At 72.9% G+C, this 21,238-nt stretch carries 20 protein-coding genes; 11 read left to right on the forward strand and 9 right to left on the reverse strand.

Annotated features, from left to right (window positions below):
- Positions 1–46: 46 nt before the first annotated feature.
- Positions 47–4,612, forward strand: coding sequence for a glutamate synthase large subunit (gene gltB / locus ABTZ91_RS17890; RefSeq protein WP_352078109.1), 4,566 nt, complete (start codon positions 47–49; stop codon positions 4,610–4,612).
- Complete coding sequence (locus ABTZ91_RS17895; RefSeq protein ID WP_352078110.1) at positions 4,605–6,065, forward strand: glutamate synthase subunit beta; 1,461 nt, start codon at positions 4,605–4,607, stop codon at positions 6,063–6,065. The genes gltB and ABTZ91_RS17895 overlap by 8 nt, the downstream gene beginning before the upstream one ends.
- Positions 6,066–6,188: 123 nt before the next feature.
- On the opposite strand, the gene ABTZ91_RS17900 is transcribed toward ABTZ91_RS17895, so the two are convergent.
- Positions 6,189–7,202, reverse strand: coding sequence for a hypothetical protein (locus tag ABTZ91_RS17900; protein ID WP_352078111.1), 1,014 nt, complete (start codon positions 7,200–7,202; stop codon positions 6,189–6,191).
- A gap of 195 nt (positions 7,203–7,397) precedes the next feature.
- On the opposite strand from ABTZ91_RS17900, the gene ABTZ91_RS17905 reads away from it, so the two are divergent.
- Together ABTZ91_RS17905 and ABTZ91_RS17910 are read left to right on the forward strand one after the other, a co-directional pair.
- A complete protein-coding gene (locus tag ABTZ91_RS17905) occupies positions 7,398–7,721 on the forward strand; it encodes a hypothetical protein (protein ID WP_352078112.1) in 324 nt (107 codons plus the stop codon).
- Positions 7,712–8,431 (forward strand): VWA domain-containing protein, encoded by a 720-nt coding sequence (locus ABTZ91_RS17910; protein ID WP_352078113.1) that lies wholly within the window; start codon positions 7,712–7,714, stop codon positions 8,429–8,431. The genes ABTZ91_RS17905 and ABTZ91_RS17910 overlap by 10 nt, the downstream gene beginning before the upstream one ends.
- Before the next feature lie 16 nt (positions 8,432–8,447).
- Here the strand turns inward: ABTZ91_RS17910 and ABTZ91_RS17915 are convergent, their stop codons facing one another.
- Positions 8,448–9,437, reverse strand: coding sequence for an aldo/keto reductase (locus ABTZ91_RS17915; RefSeq protein WP_352078114.1), 990 nt, complete (start codon positions 9,435–9,437; stop codon positions 8,448–8,450).
- Positions 9,438–9,518: 81 nt separating this feature from the next.
- Here ABTZ91_RS17915 and ABTZ91_RS17920 point away from each other — a divergent pair, with 81 nt between their 5' ends.
- The 3 genes from ABTZ91_RS17920 to ABTZ91_RS17930 all read left to right on the forward strand — a co-directional run bounded on the left by ABTZ91_RS17920 (position 9,519) and on the right by ABTZ91_RS17930 (position 11,033).
- Positions 9,519–9,884, forward strand: a complete 366-nt coding sequence (locus tag ABTZ91_RS17920) for a MerR family transcriptional regulator (RefSeq protein WP_352078115.1) — start codon at positions 9,519–9,521, stop codon at positions 9,882–9,884.
- A gap of 53 nt (positions 9,885–9,937) precedes the next feature.
- Entirely contained in the window at positions 9,938–10,315 is a 378-nt protein-coding gene (locus tag ABTZ91_RS17925; protein ID WP_352078116.1) for a VOC family protein, read from the forward strand.
- Positions 10,316–10,427: 112 nt separating this feature from the next.
- On the forward strand, positions 10,428–11,033 hold the full coding sequence (locus ABTZ91_RS17930; protein ID WP_352078117.1) for a pyridoxamine 5'-phosphate oxidase family protein: 606 nt from the start codon (positions 10,428–10,430) through the stop codon (positions 11,031–11,033).
- A 15-nt stretch (positions 11,034–11,048) separates the two neighbouring features.
- On the opposite strand, the gene ABTZ91_RS17935 is transcribed toward ABTZ91_RS17930, so the two are convergent.
- Genes ABTZ91_RS17935 through ABTZ91_RS17950 form a run of 4 tightly spaced genes read right to left on the reverse strand, consistent with a single transcriptional unit; the run spans position 11,049 to position 14,576 of the window.
- A complete protein-coding gene (locus ABTZ91_RS17935; RefSeq protein WP_352078118.1) occupies positions 11,049–11,510 on the reverse strand; it encodes a hypothetical protein in 462 nt (153 codons plus the stop codon).
- The gene (locus tag ABTZ91_RS17940; RefSeq protein WP_352078119.1) at positions 11,507–12,379 is read right to left on the reverse strand and encodes an NAD(P)H-binding protein; all 873 of its coding nucleotides are present in this window, start codon (positions 12,377–12,379) and stop codon (positions 11,507–11,509) included. Before ABTZ91_RS17940 ends, ABTZ91_RS17935 begins: the two co-directional genes overlap by 4 nt.
- Positions 12,380–12,411: 32 nt before the next feature.
- Positions 12,412–13,422 (reverse strand): acyl-CoA dehydrogenase family protein, encoded by a 1,011-nt coding sequence (locus ABTZ91_RS17945; protein ID WP_352078120.1) that lies wholly within the window; start codon positions 13,420–13,422, stop codon positions 12,412–12,414.
- On the reverse strand, positions 13,422–14,576 hold the full coding sequence (locus ABTZ91_RS17950; protein ID WP_352078121.1) for an acyl-CoA dehydrogenase family protein: 1,155 nt from the start codon (positions 14,574–14,576) through the stop codon (positions 13,422–13,424). The genes ABTZ91_RS17945 and ABTZ91_RS17950 overlap by 1 nt, the downstream gene beginning before the upstream one ends.
- A 57-nt stretch (positions 14,577–14,633) precedes the next feature.
- On the opposite strand from ABTZ91_RS17950, the gene ABTZ91_RS17955 reads away from it, so the two are divergent.
- The 4 genes from ABTZ91_RS17955 to ABTZ91_RS17970 are packed head-to-tail and all read left to right on the forward strand — an operon-like array spanning position 14,634 to position 18,408.
- Positions 14,634–15,782 carry an acyl-CoA dehydrogenase family protein gene (locus ABTZ91_RS17955; RefSeq protein ID WP_352078122.1) on the forward strand — a complete coding sequence of 383 codons (1,149 nt, stop codon included), beginning with the start codon at positions 14,634–14,636 and terminating at the stop codon, positions 15,780–15,782.
- On the forward strand, positions 15,779–16,564 hold the full coding sequence (locus tag ABTZ91_RS17960; protein WP_352078123.1) for an SDR family oxidoreductase: 786 nt from the start codon (positions 15,779–15,781) through the stop codon (positions 16,562–16,564). The genes ABTZ91_RS17955 and ABTZ91_RS17960 overlap by 4 nt, the downstream gene beginning before the upstream one ends.
- 29 nt (positions 16,565–16,593) lie before the next feature.
- Positions 16,594–17,211 (forward strand): TetR/AcrR family transcriptional regulator, encoded by a 618-nt coding sequence (locus tag ABTZ91_RS17965; RefSeq protein WP_352078124.1) that lies wholly within the window; start codon positions 16,594–16,596, stop codon positions 17,209–17,211.
- 39 nt (positions 17,212–17,250) lie between these two features.
- Entirely contained in the window at positions 17,251–18,408 is a 1,158-nt protein-coding gene (locus ABTZ91_RS17970) for an acetyl-CoA C-acetyltransferase (RefSeq protein WP_352078125.1), read from the forward strand.
- 89 nt (positions 18,409–18,497) lie between these two features.
- On the opposite strand, the gene ABTZ91_RS17975 is transcribed toward ABTZ91_RS17970, so the two are convergent.
- From ABTZ91_RS17975 to ABTZ91_RS17985, 3 genes are read right to left on the reverse strand one after another with little or no spacing between them, the layout of a single operon-like run.
- Positions 18,498–19,640, reverse strand: a complete 1,143-nt coding sequence (locus tag ABTZ91_RS17975; RefSeq protein ID WP_352078126.1) for a nitronate monooxygenase — start codon at positions 19,638–19,640, stop codon at positions 18,498–18,500.
- On the reverse strand, positions 19,637–20,350 hold the full coding sequence (locus ABTZ91_RS17980; RefSeq protein ID WP_352078127.1) for a CoA-transferase: 714 nt from the start codon (positions 20,348–20,350) through the stop codon (positions 19,637–19,639). The genes ABTZ91_RS17975 and ABTZ91_RS17980 overlap by 4 nt, the downstream gene beginning before the upstream one ends.
- Positions 20,347–21,207 (reverse strand): CoA-transferase, encoded by an 861-nt coding sequence (locus ABTZ91_RS17985; RefSeq protein WP_352078153.1) that lies wholly within the window; start codon positions 21,205–21,207, stop codon positions 20,347–20,349. The genes ABTZ91_RS17980 and ABTZ91_RS17985 overlap by 4 nt, the downstream gene beginning before the upstream one ends.
- Between the last annotated feature and the right edge of the window lie 31 nt (positions 21,208–21,238).

A 21,238-nucleotide genomic window follows, 5' to 3' on the forward strand; every position in this document is an offset into this window, starting at 1 on the left:
TCGTCCCTCGGCTGCTGTATATGCCACGACGACGACGGGAGAGCCGATGCGTTCCGACGCCTGGTCGCCCATGGACGGTCGCCCCGCTCCGCAGGGGATGTACGACCCCCGTAACGAACACGACGCCTGTGGTGTCGGGTTCGTGGCCACCCTCACCGGTGTTGCCAGCCACACCCTGGTCGAGCAGGCGCTGACCGTACTGCGCAACCTCGAGCACCGCGGCGCCACCGGCTCCGAGCCCGACTCCGGAGACGGCGCCGGCATCCTGCTGCAGGTCCCGGACGCCTTCCTCCGCGAGGTCACCGACTTCCCGCTCCCCGCCGCCGGCTCCTACGCCGTGGGCATCGCCTTCCTCCCTGCCGACGGCTCCGCACAGGCCGTCTCGCAGATCGAGACGATCGCCCGCGAAGAAGGCCTGGACGTCCTCGGCTGGCGCGAGGTCCCCGTCGCCCCCGAGCTGCTCGGCGCCTCCGCCCGCGCCACCATGCCGGTCTTCCGCCAGCTCTTCGTCGCCGACGGCGCCGGGCAGGCCGCCGGCATCGCGCTCGACCGCAAGGCCTTCGTCCTGCGCAAGCGCGCCGAGCGCCAGGCCGGGACCTACTTCCCGTCGCTGTCCGCCCGCACCATCGTCTACAAGGGCATGCTGACCACCGGCCAGCTGGAGCCCTTCTTCCCGGACCTGTCGGACCGCCGCTGCGCCTCCGCCGTGGCCCTGGTCCACTCCCGGTTCTCCACCAACACCTTCCCGAGCTGGCCGCTGGCCCACCCGTACCGCTTCGTCGCCCACAACGGTGAGATCAACACCGTCAAGGGCAACCGGAACTGGATGACCGCCCGCGAGGCCCAGCTCGTCTCGGACGTCTTCGGCGAGGGCTCCCTGGAGCGGATCTTCCCGATCTGCACCCCCGACGCCTCCGACTCCGCCTCCTTCGACGAGGTCCTGGAGCTGCTCCACCTCGGCGGCCGCTCGCTGCCGCACGCCGTCCTGATGATGGTCCCCGAGGCGTGGGAGAACCACGACTCCATGGACCCGGCCCGGCGCGCCTTCTACCAGTACCACTCCACGATGATGGAGCCCTGGGACGGCCCGGCCTGCGTCACCTTCACCGACGGTACCCAGGTCGGCGCGGTCCTCGACCGCAACGGTCTGCGCCCCGGCCGCTACTGGGTCACCGACGAGGGCCTCGTCGTCCTCTCCTCCGAGGTCGGCGTCCTCGACATCGACCCCGCCAAGGTCGTCCGCAAGGGCCGCCTGCAGCCCGGCAAGATGTTCCTCGTCGACACCGCCGAGCACCGCATCATCGAGGACGACGAGATCAAGGCCGCCCTCGCCGCCGAGAAGCCCTACGCGCAGTGGCTGGAGACCGGCGAGATCGAGCTCTCCGACCTCCCCGAGCGCGAGCACATCGTGCACACCCACGCCTCGGTCACCCGCCGCCAGCAGACCTTCGGCTACACCGAGGAAGAGCTCCGCGTCATCCTCGCCCCGATGGCCCGCACCGGCGCCGAGCCGATCGGCTCCATGGGCACGGACTCGCCGATCGCGGCCCTGTCCGAGCGCCCCCGGCTGCTCTTCGACTACTTCACCCAGCTCTTCGCGCAGGTCACCAACCCGCCGCTGGACGCCATCCGCGAGGAGCTCGTCACCTCGCTGCGCTCCTCCCTCGGCCCCCAGGGCAACCTGCTCGACCCGACCGCCGCGTCCTGTCGCAGCGTCACCCTGCCCTTCCCGGTGATCGACAACGACGAGCTGGCCAAGCTCATCCACATCAACGCCGACGGCGACATGCCCGGCATGAAGGCCGTGACGCTCTCCGGCCTCTACCGGGTCTCCGGCGGCGGCGACGCGCTCGCCGCCCGCATCGAGGAGATCTGCGCCGAGGCCGACGCGGCGATCGAGGGCGGCGCCCGTCTGATCGTCCTGTCCGACCGGCACTCCGACGCCGAGCACGCGCCGATCCCGTCGCTGCTGCTCACCTCGGCCGTCCACCACCACCTCATCCGCACCAAGCAGCGCACCCAGGTGGGCCTGCTGGTCGAGGCCGGCGACGTCCGCGAGGTCCACCACGTGGCCCTCCTCATCGGCTACGGCGCCGCCGCCGTCAACCCGTACCTGGCCATGGAGACCGTCGAGGACCTGGTCCGCGCCGGCACCTTCATCACGGACATCGAGCCCGAGCAGGCCATCCGCAACCTGATCTACGCCCTCGGCAAGGGCGTCCTCAAGGTCATGTCCAAGATGGGCATCTCCACCGTCGCCTCCTACCGCGGCGCCCAGGTCTTCGAGGCCGTCGGCCTCGACACCGCCTTCGTGGAGAAGTACTTCAACGGCACCGCCACCAAGATCGGCGGCGCCGGGCTCGACGTCATCGCCAAGGAGGTCGCCGCCCGCCACGCCAAGGCGTACCCCGTCTCCGGCGTCGCCTCGGCGCACCGCGCCCTCGACATCGGCGGCGAGTACCAGTGGCGCCGCGAGGGCGAGCCGCACCTCTTTGACCCGGAGACCGTCTTCCGCCTCCAGCACGCCACGCGCTCGAAGCGGTACGACATCTTCAAGAAGTACACCGAGCGGGTCAACGAGCAGTCCGAGCGGCTGATGACGCTGCGCGGCCTGTTCGGCTTCAGCTCCGACCGCCCCTCGATCCCGATCGACGAGGTCGAGCCGGTCAGCGAGATCGTCAAGCGCTTCTCCACCGGCGCCATGTCGTACGGCTCCATCTCCCAGGAGGCGCACGAGACCCTCGCCATCGCCATGAACCAGCTGGGCGGCAAGTCCAACACCGGTGAGGGCGGCGAGGACCCCGAGCGCCTGTACGACCCGGCGCGCCGCTCCGCGATCAAGCAGGTCGCCTCCGGCCGCTTCGGCGTCACCAGCGAGTACCTGGTCAACGCGGACGACATCCAGATCAAGATGGCCCAGGGCGCCAAGCCCGGCGAGGGCGGCCAGCTGCCCGGCCACAAGGTCTACCCGTGGGTCGCCAAGACCCGGCACTCCACCCCGGGTGTCGGCCTGATCTCCCCGCCGCCGCACCACGACATCTACTCCATCGAGGACCTGGCGCAGCTGATCCACGACCTCAAGAACGCCAACCCCGAGGCCCGCATCCACGTGAAGCTGGTCTCCGAGGTCGGCGTCGGCACGGTCGCGGCCGGTGTGTCGAAGGCCCACGCGGACGTCGTGCTCATCTCCGGCCACGACGGCGGTACGGGCGCCTCGCCGCTCACGTCGCTGAAGCACGCGGGCGGCCCCTGGGAGCTCGGCCTCGCCGAGACCCAGCAGACCCTGCTGCTCAACGGCCTGCGCGACCGGATCGTCGTCCAGACCGACGGCCAGCTCAAGACCGGCCGCGACGTCGTCATCGCCGCGCTGCTCGGCGCCGAGGAGTTCGGTTTCGCGACCGCGCCGCTCGTCGTCTCCGGCTGCGTCATGATGCGGGTCTGCCACCTGGACACCTGCCCGGTCGGCATCGCCACCCAGAACCCGGTGCTGCGGGAGCGCTTCTCCGGCAAGGCCGAGTTCGTCGTCAACTTCTTCGAGTTCATCGCCGAAGAGGTCCGCGAGCTCCTCGCCGAGCTGGGCTTCCGCACCCTGGAGGAGGCCGTCGGCCACGCCGAGCTCCTCGACACCAGCCGCGCCGTCTCCCACTGGAAGGCGCAGGGCCTGGACCTGGAGCCGCTCTTCCACGTGCCCGAGCTGCCCGAGGGCGCGGTCCGCCACGCCCAGGTCGAGCAGGACCACGGCCTGGAGAAGGCCCTCGACAACGAGCTCATCGAGCTCGCCGCCGAGGCCCTGAACGCCGAGTCCGCCGAGACCGCCCAGCCGGTCCGCGCCCAGGTCCCGATCCGCAACATCAACCGGACCGTCGGCACCATGCTCGGCCACCAGGTGACGAAGAGGTTCGGCGGCGCCGGTCTGCCGGCCGACACCATCGACATCACCTTCACCGGCTCCGCCGGCCAGTCCTTCGGCGCCTTCCTGCCGGCCGGTGTCACCCTCCGCCTGGAGGGCGACGCCAACGACTACGTCGGCAAGGGCCTCTCCGGCGGCCGCGTGATCGTCCGCCCGGACCGGGGCGCCGACCACCTGGCCGAGTACTCCACCATCGCGGGCAACACCATCGCGTACGGAGCCACCGGCGGCGAGCTGTTCCTGCGCGGCCGCACCGGCGAGCGCTTCTGCGTCCGCAACTCCGGCGCGCTGGTCGTCTCCGAGGGCGTGGGCGACCACGGCTGCGAGTACATGACCGGCGGCACGGCGGTCGTCCTCGGCGAGACCGGCCGCAACTTCGCGGCCGGCATGTCCGGCGGCGTCGCCTACGTCATCGACCTCGACCGGGACAACGTCAACTCCGGCAACCTCGGGGCGATCGAGGCCCTGACGGAGGCCGACGGGGCGTGGCTGCACGACGTCGTGCGCCGCCACCACGAGGAGACCGGCTCCACCGTGGCCGAGAGGCTCCTCGCCGACTGGGACGCGGCGGTGAGCCGCTTCAGCAAGATCATCCCCACCACGTACAAGGCAGTGCTCGCCGCCAAGGACGCCGCTGAGCTCGCCGGTCTCTCCGAGGCCGAGACCACCGAGAAGATGATGGAGGCGGCGACCCATGGCTGATCCGAAGGGCTTTCTCACCACCGGCCGCGAGGTCGCCAAGACCCGTCCCGTGGCCGAGCGCGTCAAGGACTGGAACGAGGTCTACGTCCCCGGCTCCCTGCTGCCGATCATCAGCAAGCAGGCCGGCCGCTGCATGGACTGCGGCATCCCGTTCTGCCACAACGGCTGCCCGCTCGGGAACCTGATCCCCGAGTGGAACGACTACGCCTACCGCGAGGACTGGTCGGCGGCGTCGGAGCGGCTGCACGCCACCAACAACTTCCCGGAGTTCACCGGCCGCCTGTGCCCGGCTCCGTGCGAGGCGGCGTGCGTGCTCGGCATCAACCAGCCGGCCGTCACCATCAAGAACGTCGAGGTGTCCATCATCGACAAGGCCTGGGACAGCGGCACCGTCGCCCCGCAGGCCCCGGAGCGCCTCTCCGGCAAGACCGTCGCCGTCATCGGCTCCGGCCCGGCCGGTCTCGCCGCCGCCCAGCAGCTGACCCGGGCCGGCCACACCGTGGTCGTGTACGAGCGGGCCGACCGCATCGGCGGTCTGCTGCGCTACGGCATCCCCGAGTTCAAGATGGAGAAGCGGCACATCAACCGCCGCATCGAGCAGATGCGCGCGGAGGGCACCAAGTTCCGCACCGGCATCGAGGTCGGCCGGGACATCACCGCCACCGACCTGCGGAAGCGGTTCGACGCGGTCGTGGTCGCCGCCGGCGCCACCACCGCCCGCGACCTGCCCGTGCCGGGCCGGGACCTCAAGGGCATCCACCAGGCGATGGAGTACCTGCCGCTCGCCAACAAGGTCGTCGAGGGCGACTTCGTCTCCTCGCCGATCTCGGCCGAGGGCAAGCACGTCGTCGTCATCGGCGGCGGCGACACCGGCGCCGACTGCGTGGGCACCGCGCACCGCCAGGGCGCGGCCTCGGTCACGCAGCTGGAGATCATGCCGAGGCCCGGCGAGGAGCGCAGCCCGAACCAGCCCTGGCCGACCTTCCCCATGCTGTACAAGGTCACCTCGGCCCACGAGGAGGGCGGCGAGCGGGTCTACTCCGTCTCCACCACCCACTTCGAGGGCGACGAGGACGGCAACGTCCAGTTCCTGCACCTGGTCGAGGTCGAGTTCGTCGACGGCAAGCTGACCCAGAAGCCGGGCACGGAGCGGAAGATCCCCGCCCAGCTGGTCACCCTCGCCATGGGCTTCACCGGCACGGACGTGGAGAACGGCCTGGTCGCGCAGTTTGGTCTGGACCTCGACGAGCGGGGTAACATCGCGCGTGACGCGGACTTCGCCACCAATGTCGATGGCGTCTTCGTCGCCGGCGACGCCGGCCGTGGTCAGTCGCTGATCGTCTGGGCCATCGCCGAGGGCCGCTCGGCCGCCCGTGGCGTGGACCGCTACCTGACGGGCGCCAGCTCCCTGCCGGCCCCGATCCGCCCGACCGACCGTGCCCTGACGGTCTGACCGGCCGGCCCCTTCCACCGGGCCCCTGAACGTCCCGTACAACGACGTACGGAACTGAGCGCGGCGCTCGCCCCACTGTCCCCGACCTGGACGACTGGGCGAGCGCCGCGGTGCGTCCCGGAACTACTGCATGCTCATCCGGTGCGGATGGGCCGGGTCGGCGGGGCAGACGAAGGCGCGGTACTCGCCGTCGCGGCCGACCCTGATCCCGGTGGGTGTGTCAGGGGCCGGGAACGGGCCCCAGCTGCCCTCGGCCGCGTGCGACTCGTACGAGGCGATGGTCAGCAGCACCCGCATCTCCGTGCCGCAGGCGTCGCAGTACACGCGGATCAGGTCCGTCTTGTGCCAGGAGTCCCAGCCGCCGATCTTCCAGCCGGGGGCGATGGAGAGGTCGTACTGGTACCAGGGGGCCTTCTTCCCGATCCTGGCCCGCAGGTCGTCCTCCCAGGCGTCGATGCGCGCGACCAGCTCGTCCGGCAGGTAGTCCGCGTACGGGTACTCCACCACCTGCTCCGGCTGGAGCACGCAGGGCTCCGGGACGTAGGAGTGCCGGTCGGCGACGGCCGGTTCGGGCAGGACGGCGAGGGGGTCCGTCACGTCGGCCGCCCGCCGCCAGACCAGCCGGGTGGACGGGCCGTACTCGCTGAACGGGTCGTCGTCCGCGTGCTCGTAGAAGGGGCACCACAGCACCTGGAGCAGGTCCTTGCCCGGCGGGGCGAAGGCGGCGAGGTCCGGGACGTCCCGGGTGTGGAACTGGGCGAGCGCCAGCAGCGGGAGCGGGCCGCCGTCGTGGCGGTCGGGCCGGTGGCAGGTGTCCTGGAGCTCGTCCATCTCGGCCTGCTCGGCCTCGGTGTACGCCAGACTCCCGTCGGCCGTGCGCGGCCGGGCGTACACCTCCCGCAGGACGCGGCGGTAGCGCCGGGCGCGTTCGGGCGTGATGCCGGCGACCCGCCCGTGCTCCTCGCACACCGGCCACGGCTCGTCCGCCGGCCACAGCAGCGGCCCGCCCACCGAGCTGTCGGCGGCGGTCGGGTTCCCCGGGCGCGGGTGCAGGCGGGTCGTCGTGCGGGCCCAGGCGGCCAGCTCGGGGAACGGGATGGTGATGTCCAGGGGCCGGTACGGGGTGGGGGCTGTCACCCGGGAAGGGTAGACAGGCGGGCCGCCGGCCCGTCCAGCGCTTTAACCGCCTCCGGGAGCAGGCCGAGGCCGCCGCACGGCGGCCCGACCGGATCCGGTCGAAGCCCATCTCTCCGGCGAGGACGGCCTGTTCGACGCCGTCGTGGATGTCGCGCGGGCATGGGCGGGGGAGGAAAGGGCCGTAGACTGCCGTCCGTGACGGACGCGGAGGACGCGGAAGGCGCGGAGGACGCGGAGGGCGGGCGGCTCTGGCTCGGCCACCTCCTCGAACCCGAGCGGACGGACCCGCGAGATCCTTGCCGTCGCACCGGGAGTGCGCGGAGACCACGCGGCAGCGCGCCGGAGCGGACGCGGCAGCGCGCCGGAGCGGACGCGGCGGACGCCGGGGCGGACGCGGCCTGGGCGTACCCCCGGCTCACCCTGACCCGGGCCGAGCCGTACCACGCCCCCGAACGCGACCTGGCGTACGCCATGCTCGCGGACATCGAGGAACCGGAGAGGAACCACCCGTGGCCCTGAGTCTGCGCAAGGTCGAGGAGACCGCGCCCGCCCTCGTCGACCTGTACAAGACGGCCGGGGACTCGCTGCGGCGCCACGGCGTCGACGGCCGGCGGGTCGCCGTCTACCTCGTCCTCGACTACTCGGGCTCGATGAAGCCCTACTACGCGGACGGCACCGTCCAGGCCCTGGCCGACCGGGTCCTCGGCCTGTCGGCCCACCTCGACGACGACGGCCGGGTGCCGGTGGTGTTCTTCTCCACCGACATCGACTGCGAGACCGACATCGAACTCGCCGACCACAAGGGCCGGATCGACCGGATCGTCGCCGGCCTCGGCCACATGGGCAAGACCAGCTACCACCTCGCCATGGACGCGGTCATCGACCACTACCTGGACAGCGGCACCACCGCGCCCGCGCTCGTCGTCTTCCAGACCGACGGGGGCCCGATCAACAAGCTCGCCGCCGAACGGTACGTCTGCAAGGCCGCCCGGCTCCCGCTCTTCTGGCAGTTCGTCGGCTTCGGCGACCCGGGCAGCCGGCAGTTCGAGTTCCTGCGCCGCCTCGACGAGCTGGCCGTGCCGGCGAAGCGGCCCGTGGACAACTCCGGCTTCTTCCACGCGGGCCGCGACCCGCGCCGGGTCCCGGACGCCGAGCTCTACGACCGGCTGGTCGCCGGCTTCCCCGCCTGGCTCGCCGCCGCCCGGGCCCAGGGCATCGTCCGCGACTGAGCGACGCCGGCCCCGTTCAGGACCCGGTCTCGGTATCGGTCTGGACCTCGGTCTCGGCATCGGCCTGGGCCTTGGTCTCGGTCTCGGCCTCGGTTCCGGCCTCGAACCCGGCCTCCGCGAGCAGCGCGAACTGCTCGTCGCTCAGCTTCACGTCGAGCGCCCCCATGTTCTCCTTCAGATGGTGCTCCGAGGTCGTGCCGGGGATCGGCACCACGTGCGGGCCCCGGTGCAGCAGCCAGGCCAGCGCCGTCTGCGAGGGCGTCGCGCCGGCCTCGCGGGCCACCCGGGCGACCGGTCCGTCGGGGCCCGCGTGGGCGCCCATGGCGATCGGGAAGAAGGGCACGAACGCGATGCCGCGCGCCGCGGTGTGGTCGACGACCGGGTCGTGGTCGCGGGCCGCCAGGTTGTACAGGTTCTGCACGGCCGCGACCGGTGCCGTCCGCTCGGCCTCCGTCAGCTGCTCGACGGTCACCTCGGACAGCCCGATGTGCCGCACCTTCCCCTCCTCCTGAAGACGCCTCAGGGCGCCGATCTGCTCGGCCACCGGATAGTTCTCGTCCAGCCGGTGCAGATACAGCAGGTCGATGCGCTCCGTCCGCAGCCGCCGCAGGCTCAGCTCGGTCTGCTGGCGCAGATACGCCGGGTGCCCGAGCGGCACCCACTCGGTGGGCGAGGGCCTGAGGTTGCCCACCTTGGTGGCGACGGCGACCTCGTCCCCGTACGGCCGCAGCGCCTCGGCGAGCAGCTCCTCGCCCGCGCCGAGGGCGTAGGCGTCGGCCGTGTCGAAGAGGGTCACGCCGGACTCGACGGCGGTGCGCAGCAGACGCAGCGCCGCCGGCCGGTCGGCGGGGCCGGTCCAGATCCGGGCCTCGGGCCCGCGGGGGTCGCCCGGCCCGTCGGCGAGCCGCATCGTGCCGAAGCCGATGCGGCGGACCGGCAGGTCGCCGCCGATGTGGAATACGTTGGTGTCGAGGGAGTCGCCGTGGCGTGCGGTGTCGTTCGTCATGGCGGGAACACTAGGAGCTCACACCCGTGTGAGCTTCAAGGGAGTGTGAGGGGGATCACATGGCAGGCGGGTGGGGTCGGAATGCGGATCGGTGAGCTCTCGCGCGCGACCGGGGTGAGCGTCCGGCTCCTGCGCTACTACGAGGAGCAGGGCCTGCTCGCCTCGGAGCGCACCCCCGGCGGCCAGCGGGTCTACGGGGCCGACGCCCCCGCCGTGGTCCGGCGCATCCGGGCGCTGCTCGGCGCCGGGCTGCCGACCCGGATCATCGCGGAGGTGCTGGACTGCGTCTGCGGCAGCGAGGCGGAGATCGAGCCCTGCCTCAGCCCGCTCCTGGTGGCCCGCCTCGACGCCATCGACGAGCAGATCTCCGACCTCCAGGGCGCCCGGTCCTCGCTGGCCGCGCTGGTCGCCGCCACCGAGGGACGCGGGATCGCGCCGGCCGGGTGACGACCGGAGTAAACGGTTGGTCAGGAGCGTTGGGGGCGGGCGATAGTGACCTCATGAGCTCTCTCGTGCGACACGTGACCATCGACTGTTCCGACGCCTACGCCCTGGCCGGCTTCTGGGCCCAGGTGCTCGACTCCAAGGTCTCCGACGACGACAACCCCGGCGACCCGGAGGCCCTGGTCGACTCGCCCGGGGCCGGGCTGCTGTTCATCCAGGTGCCCGAGAAGAAGTCCGTGAAGAACCGGGTCCACCTCGACCTCCAGCCGCAGGACCGCACCCGTGACGAGGAGGTCGAGCGGATCCTCGCCCTCGGCGCCACCCTCGTCGACGACCAGCGCCGCCCCGACGGCACCGGCTGGGTGGTCCTCGCCGACCCGGAGGGCAACGAGTTCTGCGTCGAGCGCAGCAAGGCGGAGCGCGAGGACGCGTAGCCGGGAGCGGTCCGGAGCGGTCCGGAGTCGTCAGGAGGTTCGGAGCGGTCCCGAGCGGCGGTCCGGAGTAATCCGGACAGAGGATGTCGGGTTTCCGGTGTTCCCTTAAGGCATGGGAGACACCGGAACCACACCGCTCACCGCCCAGCAGACGGATCCGCTCACCGCCCGGCAGGCCGACCCGCACGCCGACCCGCGCACCGCCCCGGCCGCCGTCGCCTGGGGCGACTTCGAGACCGCCGAACCCGAGCTCGCCGCCACCGTGCGCGAGCGCTTCGGCCGGTACACCCACCACGCGCTCGCGACCCTCCGCAAGGACGGCTCGCCGCGCCTGAGCGGCATCGAGGCGGATTTCCGCGACGGCCAGCTGTGGCTGGGCATGATGCCGCACTCGCGCAAGGCCCTGGACATCCGCCGCGACCCCCGGTTCGCGCTGCTCGCCAACCCCGGCGAGGGCACCGGCATGGGCGGCGGGGACGTCCGGCTCTCCGGGCGGGCGATCGAGATCACCGCCCCGGAGACCCTTGCGTGGTACGCCGGGGAGGCCGGCGCGCCGCAGCCCTTCCACCTCTTCCGGGCCGAGCTCACGGAGGTCGTCCGCACCAGTGTGGAGGGCGAGGACCTCGTCGTCCGCAGCTGGGCACCGGGCGGGCGGGTGCGGACGATCCGGCGCGGCACCGACGACAGCCCGCCCCGCGAGGAGGTGAAGGCCGGTTGAGCAAGCGTGATCCCCTCACCTGACGCGCGGGTCCCGACGCCCGCTCTCCCGCCGCCGGCCGGGAAGAGCGGGACGGCCGAAGGTGAGCAGGAGCAGGGCGATCGGGACCACGACGCCGATACCCAGCACGCCGAGGAGGAGGTTGGCCTCGGCGGCGGAGGCGTGCGCGACGGTGTGCGAGCGGAAGTGCACGTGGATGAGGAAGTGCGCGGTGGACCACGTGGCGTACGAGGCCAGGGCGGTACGGGTGAAGGCCGGGCTCATCACCACGGCGGCGGCGCCGAGAGGAATCGCGGCGGCCAGGTTCATCGCGCCGTAGTCGAGCATCAGGTGCGGGTTGTAGTCCATGCCCAGGTTGACCCAGGACCAGCTGAAGAATCCCTCCGGTGAGATGAGGACGTACAGGCCCAGCGCGGCGGAGACCAGGGCGAAGAAGATCAGTCCGGTGCGTACGCAGGCGGTTCTCGCGTCGCTCATGTGCCGTTGTCCTCGCGCTGCTCGACGAGGAAGTCGTCGAAGGTGACGGTGCCGATCGCGTGGTGCGGGACGAGGTTCGCGCCCTCGGTGAAACCGCGGGCGATCCTGCCCGGTACGCGCAGGGAGACGACACGCCGGCGGAGCCCGTGCGCCTCGTTGTGGGCGGTGGCGAGGTCACGCATGGCGCACACCCGCGGCCCGCCGATGTCGGGTGCCCTCCCGGCCGGATCGCTCACGGCGAGACGGGCCAGCCGGTCGGCGACATCGCGGACGTCGATCGGCTGGAACCGGAACCGCTGAAGGGTCAGCGTCAGGGGAAACCACCGTTGCCACGCGAAGAAGCTCGCCACCAGGTCGTGGAACTGCGTGGCCCGTTGCACCGTCCACGGCAGCCCGGAGCGCGCGATCATCCGCTCAGCCGCGAGCTTGTGGCGGTAGTAGGGAACCGGGATGACGTCGACGCCGACGATGGAGACGTAGACCAGGTGCGGGTTGCTCCCACTCCTCAGAGCCGCGTCGATCAGATTCCGTGTCGTCGTGATGTCCTCCTTGCCGTACGTCGTGGCACAGTGCACGACGGTCCCGACTCCGCGCAGGGCGGCGTCCAGTCCTTGTCCTGTCCTCAGGTCACCGACCACGTGCCGGTGCGAGGCCGGTGTCCCAGGAGGCTGGGCCCGGCGGCTGAGTACCCGGATCTCGCGGTGTCCGTCGTGAAGGCGCCGCACCACGGCTCGTCCCAGCTTTCCGGTTCCACCGGTCACCAGGAAGGGCTGCATGACGTTCTCGTCTCTCTCGGCCGGCTGCCGCGGCGCAGCCGGGAGCTGTCGTCTCACAGCCCTATGACCGGCCAGGGCGGCGAAACGTGACATCACACGGCACCGTGTCGCTCGTGTCTCGCGCGTCACCCCGTACCGCGGGATCCCGCCGTCGTCGTCAGCTCCGCCAGCACCCGCGCCCGGCACCAGGAGGGCGTGCCCCAGGCGTCCCGCAGCGGCCGGGCCTTGCGCAGCCAGAGGGAGAGGTCGAGCTCCTCGGTGTAGCCGACGGCGCCGTGGATCTGCAGGGCGCCGCGGGCCGCGGCGTAGGCGGCCTCCCCGCAGGCCGCCTTGGCCGCCGCGAGGTCGCCCTCCTGGAAGGTGAGCGCCGCGCCGAACAGCAGCGGGCGGGCGAACTCGAGCCCGAGCAGGGTGTCCGCGAGCCGGTGCTTCACCGCCTGGAACGAGCCGATCGGCGCCCCGAACTGGGTGCGCTGCTTCGCGTACGCCACCGTCCGGTCGAGCAGCGTGAGCCCCACCCCGAGCGCCTGCGCGGCCGTCGCCAGCAGGGCCCAGCGCCGGGCCCGTACGGCCGCGGCCGCCACGGCGGGCCCGGCGGCGAGCAGTTCCCCGCCGGGCGCGGGCGCGGCCAGGCGCCGTACGGGGTCGGCGGAGACCCGTATCCCCGTGTGGCCGGGCGCGATCCGCAACTCGTCCCCGGTGACGACGAACAGCGCGTCGGCGACGTCCGGGTCCAGGGCGAGCGCGTCCGGGGCCAGGACCAGGGACGCCGTGGTGCCGCCCGAGACCAGGCCGGGCAGGAACCGTTTCGCCGGGCCGGTCTCGCCGCGTCCGGCCAGCTCGGCCAGGAGGGCGGCCGCCGCCACCGTCTCCACGAGCGGACCCGGGACCGCGTGGCGGCCCGACTCCACGAAGGCGTGGGCGAGTTCGACGGGCCGGGGGCCCAGACCCTCGTACGCCTCGGGGACCGCGAGCGCGAACACGCCGGCCTCGCCGAGCCCGCGCCACAGGGCGCGCCCGGGGCCCGGGTCACCCGCCGCCCAGGCCCGTACCGCCGTGGGAGTGTCGGCGGCGGTCAGCATCGCGTCGAGGGAACGCGCGAAGGCGCGCTGCTCGTCGGTCGGCAGGAAACGCATCAGCGGCGGCCCTTCGGAAGGCCGAGCAGGCGCTCGGCGATGATGTCGCGCTGGATCTCGTTCGTGCCCGCGTAGACCGGCCCGGCGAGCGCGAAGACATGCCCCTCGGCCCACGCGGTGTCCGCCGGCTCGCCCTCGGGCCCGAGCAGGTCGAGCGCCGTCTCGTGCAGGGCGATGTCCAGCTCCGACCAGAACACCTTGGTGAGGCTGGACCCGGCGCCGAGTTCCGCCCCCGCCGCCGCCCGCGAGGCCGCCGCCGCGGTGAACAGCCGGTAGGCGCGGGCGCCGATCACCGCGTCCGCGACCCGGTCGCGCAGCGCCGAGTCGGCCGGGTCGCCGTGCGTGCGCCACAGCCGGACGAGCCGGTCGGCGGCGGCCAGGAAGCGGCCGGGGGAGCGGAGCGTGAGCCCGCGCTCGTCGCCGGTGGCGGACATGGCGATCCGCCAGCCCTGGCCGGGCTCGCCGATGACGTCCTCGTCGGGTACGAACACCTCGTCGAGGAACAGCTCCGCGAAGGCCGGTTTCCCGTCGAGCCGCCCGACGGGCCGCACGGTCACCCCGGGCGCCCGCAGGTCGAACATCAGATACGTCAGGCCACGGTGCGGCCGGCCCTCGGCCGCCGGGGCCGGGTCGGTGCGGAAGATGCCGAAGGCCCGGTCGGCGAAGGCCGCCCGCGAGGACCAGGTCTTCTGCCCCGACAGCAGCCAGCCGCCCTCCGTGCGGACCGCACGGGAGGTGAGCGAGGCGAGGTCGGAGCCCGCCTCCGGCTCCGACCAGGCCTGCGCCCACACCGTCTCGCCGGTCGCCATCGGCGGCAGCACCCGGGCCCGCTGCTCCTCGGTGCCGTAGGCGAGGAGGGTGGGGCCCAGCAGATGGATGCCGTTCTGCGAGACCCTGCCGGGCGCGCCCGCCGCGTAGTACTCCTCCTCGAAGGCCAGCCGGCCGAAGACGTCCGCGTCCCGGCCGCCGTAGCGCTCGGGCCAGGAGACCACCGACCAGCGGGCGGCGGCGAGTTCGGCCTCCCAGGCCCGGTGGGCGGCGAAGCCCTCCGCCGTCTCCAGGGACGGCAGCGGCTCGACGGGCACGTGGGCGCGCAGCCAGGCGCGTGCCTCGGCGCGCAGTCGCTCCTCGTCCGCGGTGGGGGTCAGGTCCATGGGGCGCCGCCTCCTCCATCCTTCCCTAACAAGTGTTTGGTAGGTTAACGTACGGCCATGAGCAGCGCCACGAGCAGCGTCGAGGAGTTCCGCGCCGCGGTACGCGACTGGCTGGAGACCCGGCTCACCGGCGCGTTCGCCGCCCTGCGCGGCCGGGGCGGCCCCGGCCGCGAACACGAGGCATTCGCCGAACGCCTCGCCTGGGAACGGCACATGGCCGACCACGGCTGGACCTGCGTCGGCTGGCCCAAGGAGCACGGCGGACGCGGCGCGAGCATCGAGGAGCAGATCGCCTTCCACGAGGAGTACGCGCTCGCCGAGGCCCCCGCCCGCGTCAACCACATCGGCGAACAGCTCCTCGGCCCCACCCTGATCGACCACGGCACCGACGAACAGAAGGCCCGCTTCCTGCCCGCCGTCCGTGCCGTCCGCGAACTGTGGTGCCAGGGCTACAGCGAACCCGGCGCCGGATCCGACCTCGCCGCCGTCACCACCCGCGCCCACCGCGAGGGCGACGACTGGGTCCTGCACGGGCAGAAGACCTGGACCTCACTCGCCCACGCGTCCCAGTGGTGCTTCGTCCTGGCCCGCACCGAGCCGCGCTCCAGGCGCCACGCCGGACTGTCCTGCCTCCTCGTCCCGCTCGACCAGCCCGGCGTCGAGATCCGGCCCATCACCCAGCTCACCGGCACCAGCGAGTTCAACGAGGTCTTCTTCGACGGCGCCCGCACCCCCGCCTCGCACGTCGTCGGCGCCCCCGGCGACGGCTGGCGCGTCGCCATGACCACCCTCGGCTACGAGCGGGGCGTCTCCACCCTCGGCCAGCAGGTCGGCTTCCGCCGCGAACTCGCCGCCCTCCTCGCCCTCGCCCGCGCGAACGGCGCCGCCACCGACCCCCTGATCCGCGACCGGCTCGCCCGCGCCTGGACCGGGCTGCGCACCCTGCGCGCCCACGCCCTGTGCGGCACCGACCCGTCCACCGCCAAGCTCTCCTGGTCCCACTGGCACCGCGAGCTCGGCGAACTCGCCATGGACGTGCGCGGCGCCGCCGCCACCCTCGCCGCCGGCCCTCCGTACGCACTCGACGACTGGCAGCGGCTGTTCCTCTTCTCCCGCGCCGACACCATCTACGCCGGCACCAGCGAGATCCAGCGCACCGTCATCGCCGAGCGGGTGCTCGGCCTGCCGAAGGAGCCGCGCGCATGAGCACCGCACCGGAGTACGTGCCCGGCCACGGCCTGCTCGCCGGCCGCACCGCCGTCGTCACCGCCGCCGCCGGGACCGGCATCGGCGGCGCCACCGCCCGCCGCCTCCTGGAGGAAGGCGCCCGCGTCCTGATCAGCGACGCCCACGCCCGCCGCCTGGGGGAGACCGAGACCGCCCTCGCCGCCGAGTTCGGCGCCGCGAACGTCGCCGCACAACCCTGCGACGTCACCGACGAGACCCAGGTCCAGGCCCTCCACGACACCGCCGTACGCCTCCACGGCCGCCTCGACGTCCTCGTCCACAACGCCGGACTCGGCGGCACCGCCGCCCTCGCCGACATGACCGACGAGCAGTGGAACCGGGTCCTCGACGTCACCCTGAACGGCACCTTCCGCTGCGTCCGCGCCGCCCTGCGCCACTTCCGCGACAGCGGCGACACCGGCGTCATCGTCAACAACGCCTCCGTCGTCGGCTGGCGCGCCCAGGCCGGCCAGGCCCACTACGCCGCCGCCAAGGCCGGAGTGATGGCCCTGACCCGCTGCGCCGCGATCGAGGCCGCCGCCTACGGCGTCCGCGTCAACGCCGTCGCCCCCTCCCTCGCCCTGCACCCCCACCTCGCCAAGGTCACCACCGCCGAACTCCTCGCCGAGCTCACCGAGCGCGAGGCCTTCGGCCGGTACGCCGAGCCCTGGGAGGTCGCCAACGTCATCGTCTTCCTGGCCAGCGACTACTCCTCGTACATGACCGGCGAGACGGTCTCCGTCAGCAGCCAGCACGCCTAGCGCGCGGAACGTGGGACCACAATGGACGCGTGCCAACGACGAAGAAGAAGACGCAGGTGACCGCCTCGCCCGAGCGGCGCAGGGAACTCCTCGACACCGCCGCCGAGGTGTTCGCCGCCCAGGGGTACAACGCCACCACCGTCCGCAGGATCGCCGACGAGGCGGGCATGCTCGCCGGCAGCCTCTACTACCACTTCGATTCCAAGGAGTCGATGCTCGACGAGATCCTCTCCACCTTCCTGAACGAGCTGTGGGACGGCTACGACGCCGTCCTCGGCGCCGGACTCGGCCCGCGCGAGACCATCGAGGCCCTCGTCACCGAGTCCTTCCGCGAGATCGACCGGCACCGCGCCGCCGTCGCCATCTACCAGAAGGAGGCCCGCCACCTCGCCGACCAGCCCCGCTTCCACTACCTCGCCGACTCGCAGGTCAGATTCGAGAAGGCCTGGCTCGGCACCCTGGAGCGCGGCGTCGCCGACGGCGTCTTCCGCGCCGACCTCGACGTCCGGCTCACCTACCGGTTCGTACGCGACACCGTCTGGGTCGCCGCGTCCTGGTACCGCCCCGGCGGCCGGCACAGCCCCGAGGAGATCGCCCGCCAGTACCTGTCGATGGTGCTCGACGGGATCGCCGTACGCATCGCATAGACATCGGGCACCACACCGCATGGACCAGGAGGAGCAGCCATGGCCGAGGCCTACATCGTCGAAGCGGTCCGCACCCCGGTGGGCCGCCGCGGGGGCGGGCTCGGCGCCGTCCACCCGGCGGACCTCGGCGCCCACGTCCTGAAGGCGCTCGTCGAGCGCACCGGCATCGACCCGGCCGCCGTCGAGGACGTCGTCTTCGGCTGCCTCGACACCGTCGGCCCGCAGGCCGGCGACATCGCCCGCACCTGCTGGCTCGCCGCCGGGCTGCCCGAGGAGGTCCCCGGCGTCACCGTCGACCGCCAGTGCGGCTCCTCCCAGCAGGCCGTCCACTTCGCCGCCCAGGGCGTGCTCTCCGGCACCCAGGACCTCGTGGTCGCGGGCGGAACCCAGAACATGACCATGATCCCCATCGCCTTCGCCTCCCGGCAGGCCGCCGAACCCCTCGGCCTCACCGAGGGCCCCTACGCCGGCTCCGAGGGCTGGCGCGCCCGGTACGGGGCCGCCCCGGTCAACCAGTTCCACGGCGCCGAACTCATCGCCGCCGCGTGGGGCATCACCCGCCGCGCCCAGGAGGAGTTCGCCCTCCGTTCCCACCGGCGGGCGCTCCGGGCGATCGACGAGGGCCGTTTCGCGCGCGAGACCGTCCCCTACGGCGACGTCACCGCCGACGAGGGCCCGCGCCGCGACACCACCCTGGAGAAGATGGCCGCCCTGAAACCGGTCGTCGCGGGCGGCACCATCACCGCCGCCTGCTCCTCCCAGGTCTCCGACGGCGCCGCCGCGATGCTCATCGCGAGCGAACGGGCGGTCCGCGCGCACGGGCTCACCCCCCGCGCCCGGATCCACCACCTGTCGGTGCGCGGCGAGAACCCGATCCGGATGCTGTCCGCGCCCATACCGGCGACCGCGCACGCCCTGAAGAAGACCGGCATGACCATCGACGACATCGACCTGGTCGAGATCAACGAGGCCTTCGCCCCGGTCGTCCTCGCCTGGCTGAAGGAGACCGGAGCCGACCCGGACCGCGTCAACGTCAACGGCGGCGCGATCGCGCTGGGCCACCCGCTGGGCGCGACCGGCGTGAAGCTGATGACGACCCTACTGCACGAACTGGAGCGCACGGGCGGCCGGTACGGGCTGCAGACCATGTGCGAGGGCGGCGGCCAGGCCAACGTGACGATCATCGAGCGGCTGTAACGGCTCTCGACGCGCGCCTGCCCGGTCGGCCGCGGGGGGCCGGCGCCTGACGCGCGGGGCGGCGTACGGGTACGAGCGGGGGACGCCCCTCAGACCGGTGGCAGGGTACGGAGCACGTGCGCGGCCTCGGACATGATCCGGGTGACGAGTTCCTCGCAGCTGGGCAGGTCGTCGATCACCCCGGCGACCTGCCCGGAGGCCATGACGCCGAGGTCGGTGCGGCCCTCGACCATGGCGGCCCGCAGGAGCATCGGGGTGTTCGCGGCGAGCAGGACCTGGCTCCAGGACAGGCCCTTGCCAGGGCCCTTGCGGCCGCCCTTGCCGTGACGCTTGCCGCCGCCCTTGCCGTGACCGTTGCCGCCTGGCTTGCCGGGACGCCCGCCGTGGCGGTCGCCGTGGCGCATCGCCAGGCCGTCGCGGATCATCGCCGGCCAGGACGTGCCGCTCAGCCTGCGGAAACCGGCGGCCCGGCGCACGGCCTGCGCCAGCGCCCGCACCCGGCCCGCCTCCTCCAGCGCGGCGACCATCTCGGTGCGCAGCATCCGGTGCGGCAGCCCGTCCACGGCGGTGGTGACGAGGACGTCGTTCACCGTCGCCGCCAGGTACGTCGCCTTGACGGCATCGGGGACGGTCGAGTCGGACGTGAGCAGGAACCGGGTCCCCATGGCGATGCCCGCCGCCCCGTAGGAGAGCGCGGCGACCAGTCCCCGCCCGTCGTGGAAGCCGCCGGCCGCTACCACGGGGATGCCGACCGCGTCGACCACCTGCGGAAGCAGCACGCTCGTCGCCACCTCGCCGGTGTGCCCGCCGCCCTCGCCGCCCTGGACGAGAACCGCGTCCGCGCCCCAGGCGGCGACCTTCTCGGCGTGCCGGCGGGCGCCGACGGAGGGGATGACGACGACCCCGGCGTCCTTCAGTTCGGCGATCAGCTCACGGGACGGCGCGAGGGCGAAGGAGGCGACCCGTACGCCCTCCTCGACGATGACCCGGACCCGTGCGCGGGCGTCGCCGGCGTCCGCGCGCAGGTTGACCCCGAAGGGCGCGTCGGTGCGGGACCTCACCTCCCGTACGGCGGCGCGCAGTTCGTCCACGGTCATGGTGGCGGAGGCGAGGATGCCGAGGGCGCCCGCGTTCGCGGTGGCCGAGACGAGCCGGGGCCCGGCGACCCAGCCCATGCCGGTCTGCACGATGGGGTGGCGGACGCCGACGAGTTCGGTGAGGGCCGTCTTCATCGCGGGGGCACCTCCCGGTCGCGCAGCCCGGCCGGGTCGATCACCTCGCGGATCAGCCGGAGCTCCTCGGGAGCCGGCTCGCGGGTGGCCGGTACGTCGCCGTCCACCACCACCTCGAAGCCGGTGGCGGCCCGCACCTCCTCCACCGTCACGCCCGGGTGCACGGAGGCGAGCCGCATCGTGCGGCCCGGCGTGGCGAAGTCGAGGACGGCGAGGTCGGTCACGACCCGGGTCAGGCGGTGGTACGGGCCGACGGCCCGGTCGTAGCCGACGCCGCTGACCATGTCGACCCGCTCGACGAAGACCCGCGGCGAGTGCTTCGGGATCCAGTAGGCGACCGGATTGTTCAGGGTGTTGACGGGTGCACCGCGCACGCCGAGGAGCTGGCGGGAGGGGCGTTCCCAGGCGCCGACGCAGGAGATGTTCTGGTTGCCGTACCGGTCGATCTGGCTCGCGCCCATCATCACGTGCCGTCTGCCGCCGGTGACCATGGTGAGGTGGCGGCGGTACGGCAGCCAGCCCTCGGGCCGCCCGTCGAGGCCGACGAGCAGGGCCTCGCCGTCGGTGAGGAGCAGGTCGGGGGAGAAGGTGTGCTTGGCGAGGCGGGCGCCGAAGGAGGGGATCAGGCCCATGGGGCTGGCGAGGACCTCGCCGTCGCCGCGCCAGACCTCGGCGCAGGCGATCACGCAGTACTCGGCGCGGGTGATCACTTCCGGTCCTCCTCGCGCTCGGCGTGCCAGGCGCGGACGGCGGCCTGGTAGTCGTCCTCGGTCCTGCCGGACAGGAAGCGTGCGGCGAACTCCGGCCAGGGCGTGGTCGCGTAGAGCTTCTGGAAGGGCTCGTCGCGGTCGTGGTCGGGCACGCAGGACGTGAAGTGCGCCCCGTTCGGGGTCTCGACGACTCCGGTCACGCTGTGCCGGCTGATCAGCAGGGTCTGCGGGACGGTGTCGGCCGGGAAGGCGTCGACGAGCCGTTCGCAGGAGACGTACGCGGTGTCGGCGGCCTCGCAGAACAGGTCGTCGAAGTACGGGTCGGGCCCCAGGTACTGGCCGTTGCCGGCCCGGTCGGCGCGGTTGACGTGGACGAGGGCGGCGTCCATGCGCAGCGCGGGCACGGCGACGAACTCCTCGCCGTCCTCGTAGGGGGAGGTGACCGTGCGCAGCCCGGGGTTGACCCGCATGACGTCGGAGCCGAGACCGGCCCGTACCGGCAGGAAGGGCAGCCGGTTGGCGGCGGCGTGCAGGCCCCACATGAACATCGCCTCGTCGTACTCGGTCATCGCGATCCGGCCCTGCTCGCGGGCGGCCCGGAAGTGCGGTTCGAGGGGGAGGGAGTCGAGCGTCACGAAGGGGGCGACCAGACGGCGGATGCGGCCGGCGGCCGCGAGCAGGCCGACGTCGGGGCCGCCGTAGGAGATGACGGTGAGATCACCGATCTCGGACCGGAGCAGTGCTCTGACCAGGGCCATCGGCTTGCGCCGCGAGCCCCAGCCGCCGATGCCGATCGTCATGCCGGAGCGCAGGCGGGCGACGGCCTCGTCCGGGGTCATGGTCTTGTCCCGGGTCATGGTCTTGTCCCCGGTCATGGTCTTGTCCCGG

The sequence above is a fragment of the Streptomyces sp. NPDC126499 genome, assembly GCF_040302485.1.
Lineage (GTDB): Bacteria > Actinomycetota > Actinomycetes > Streptomycetales > Streptomycetaceae > Streptomyces.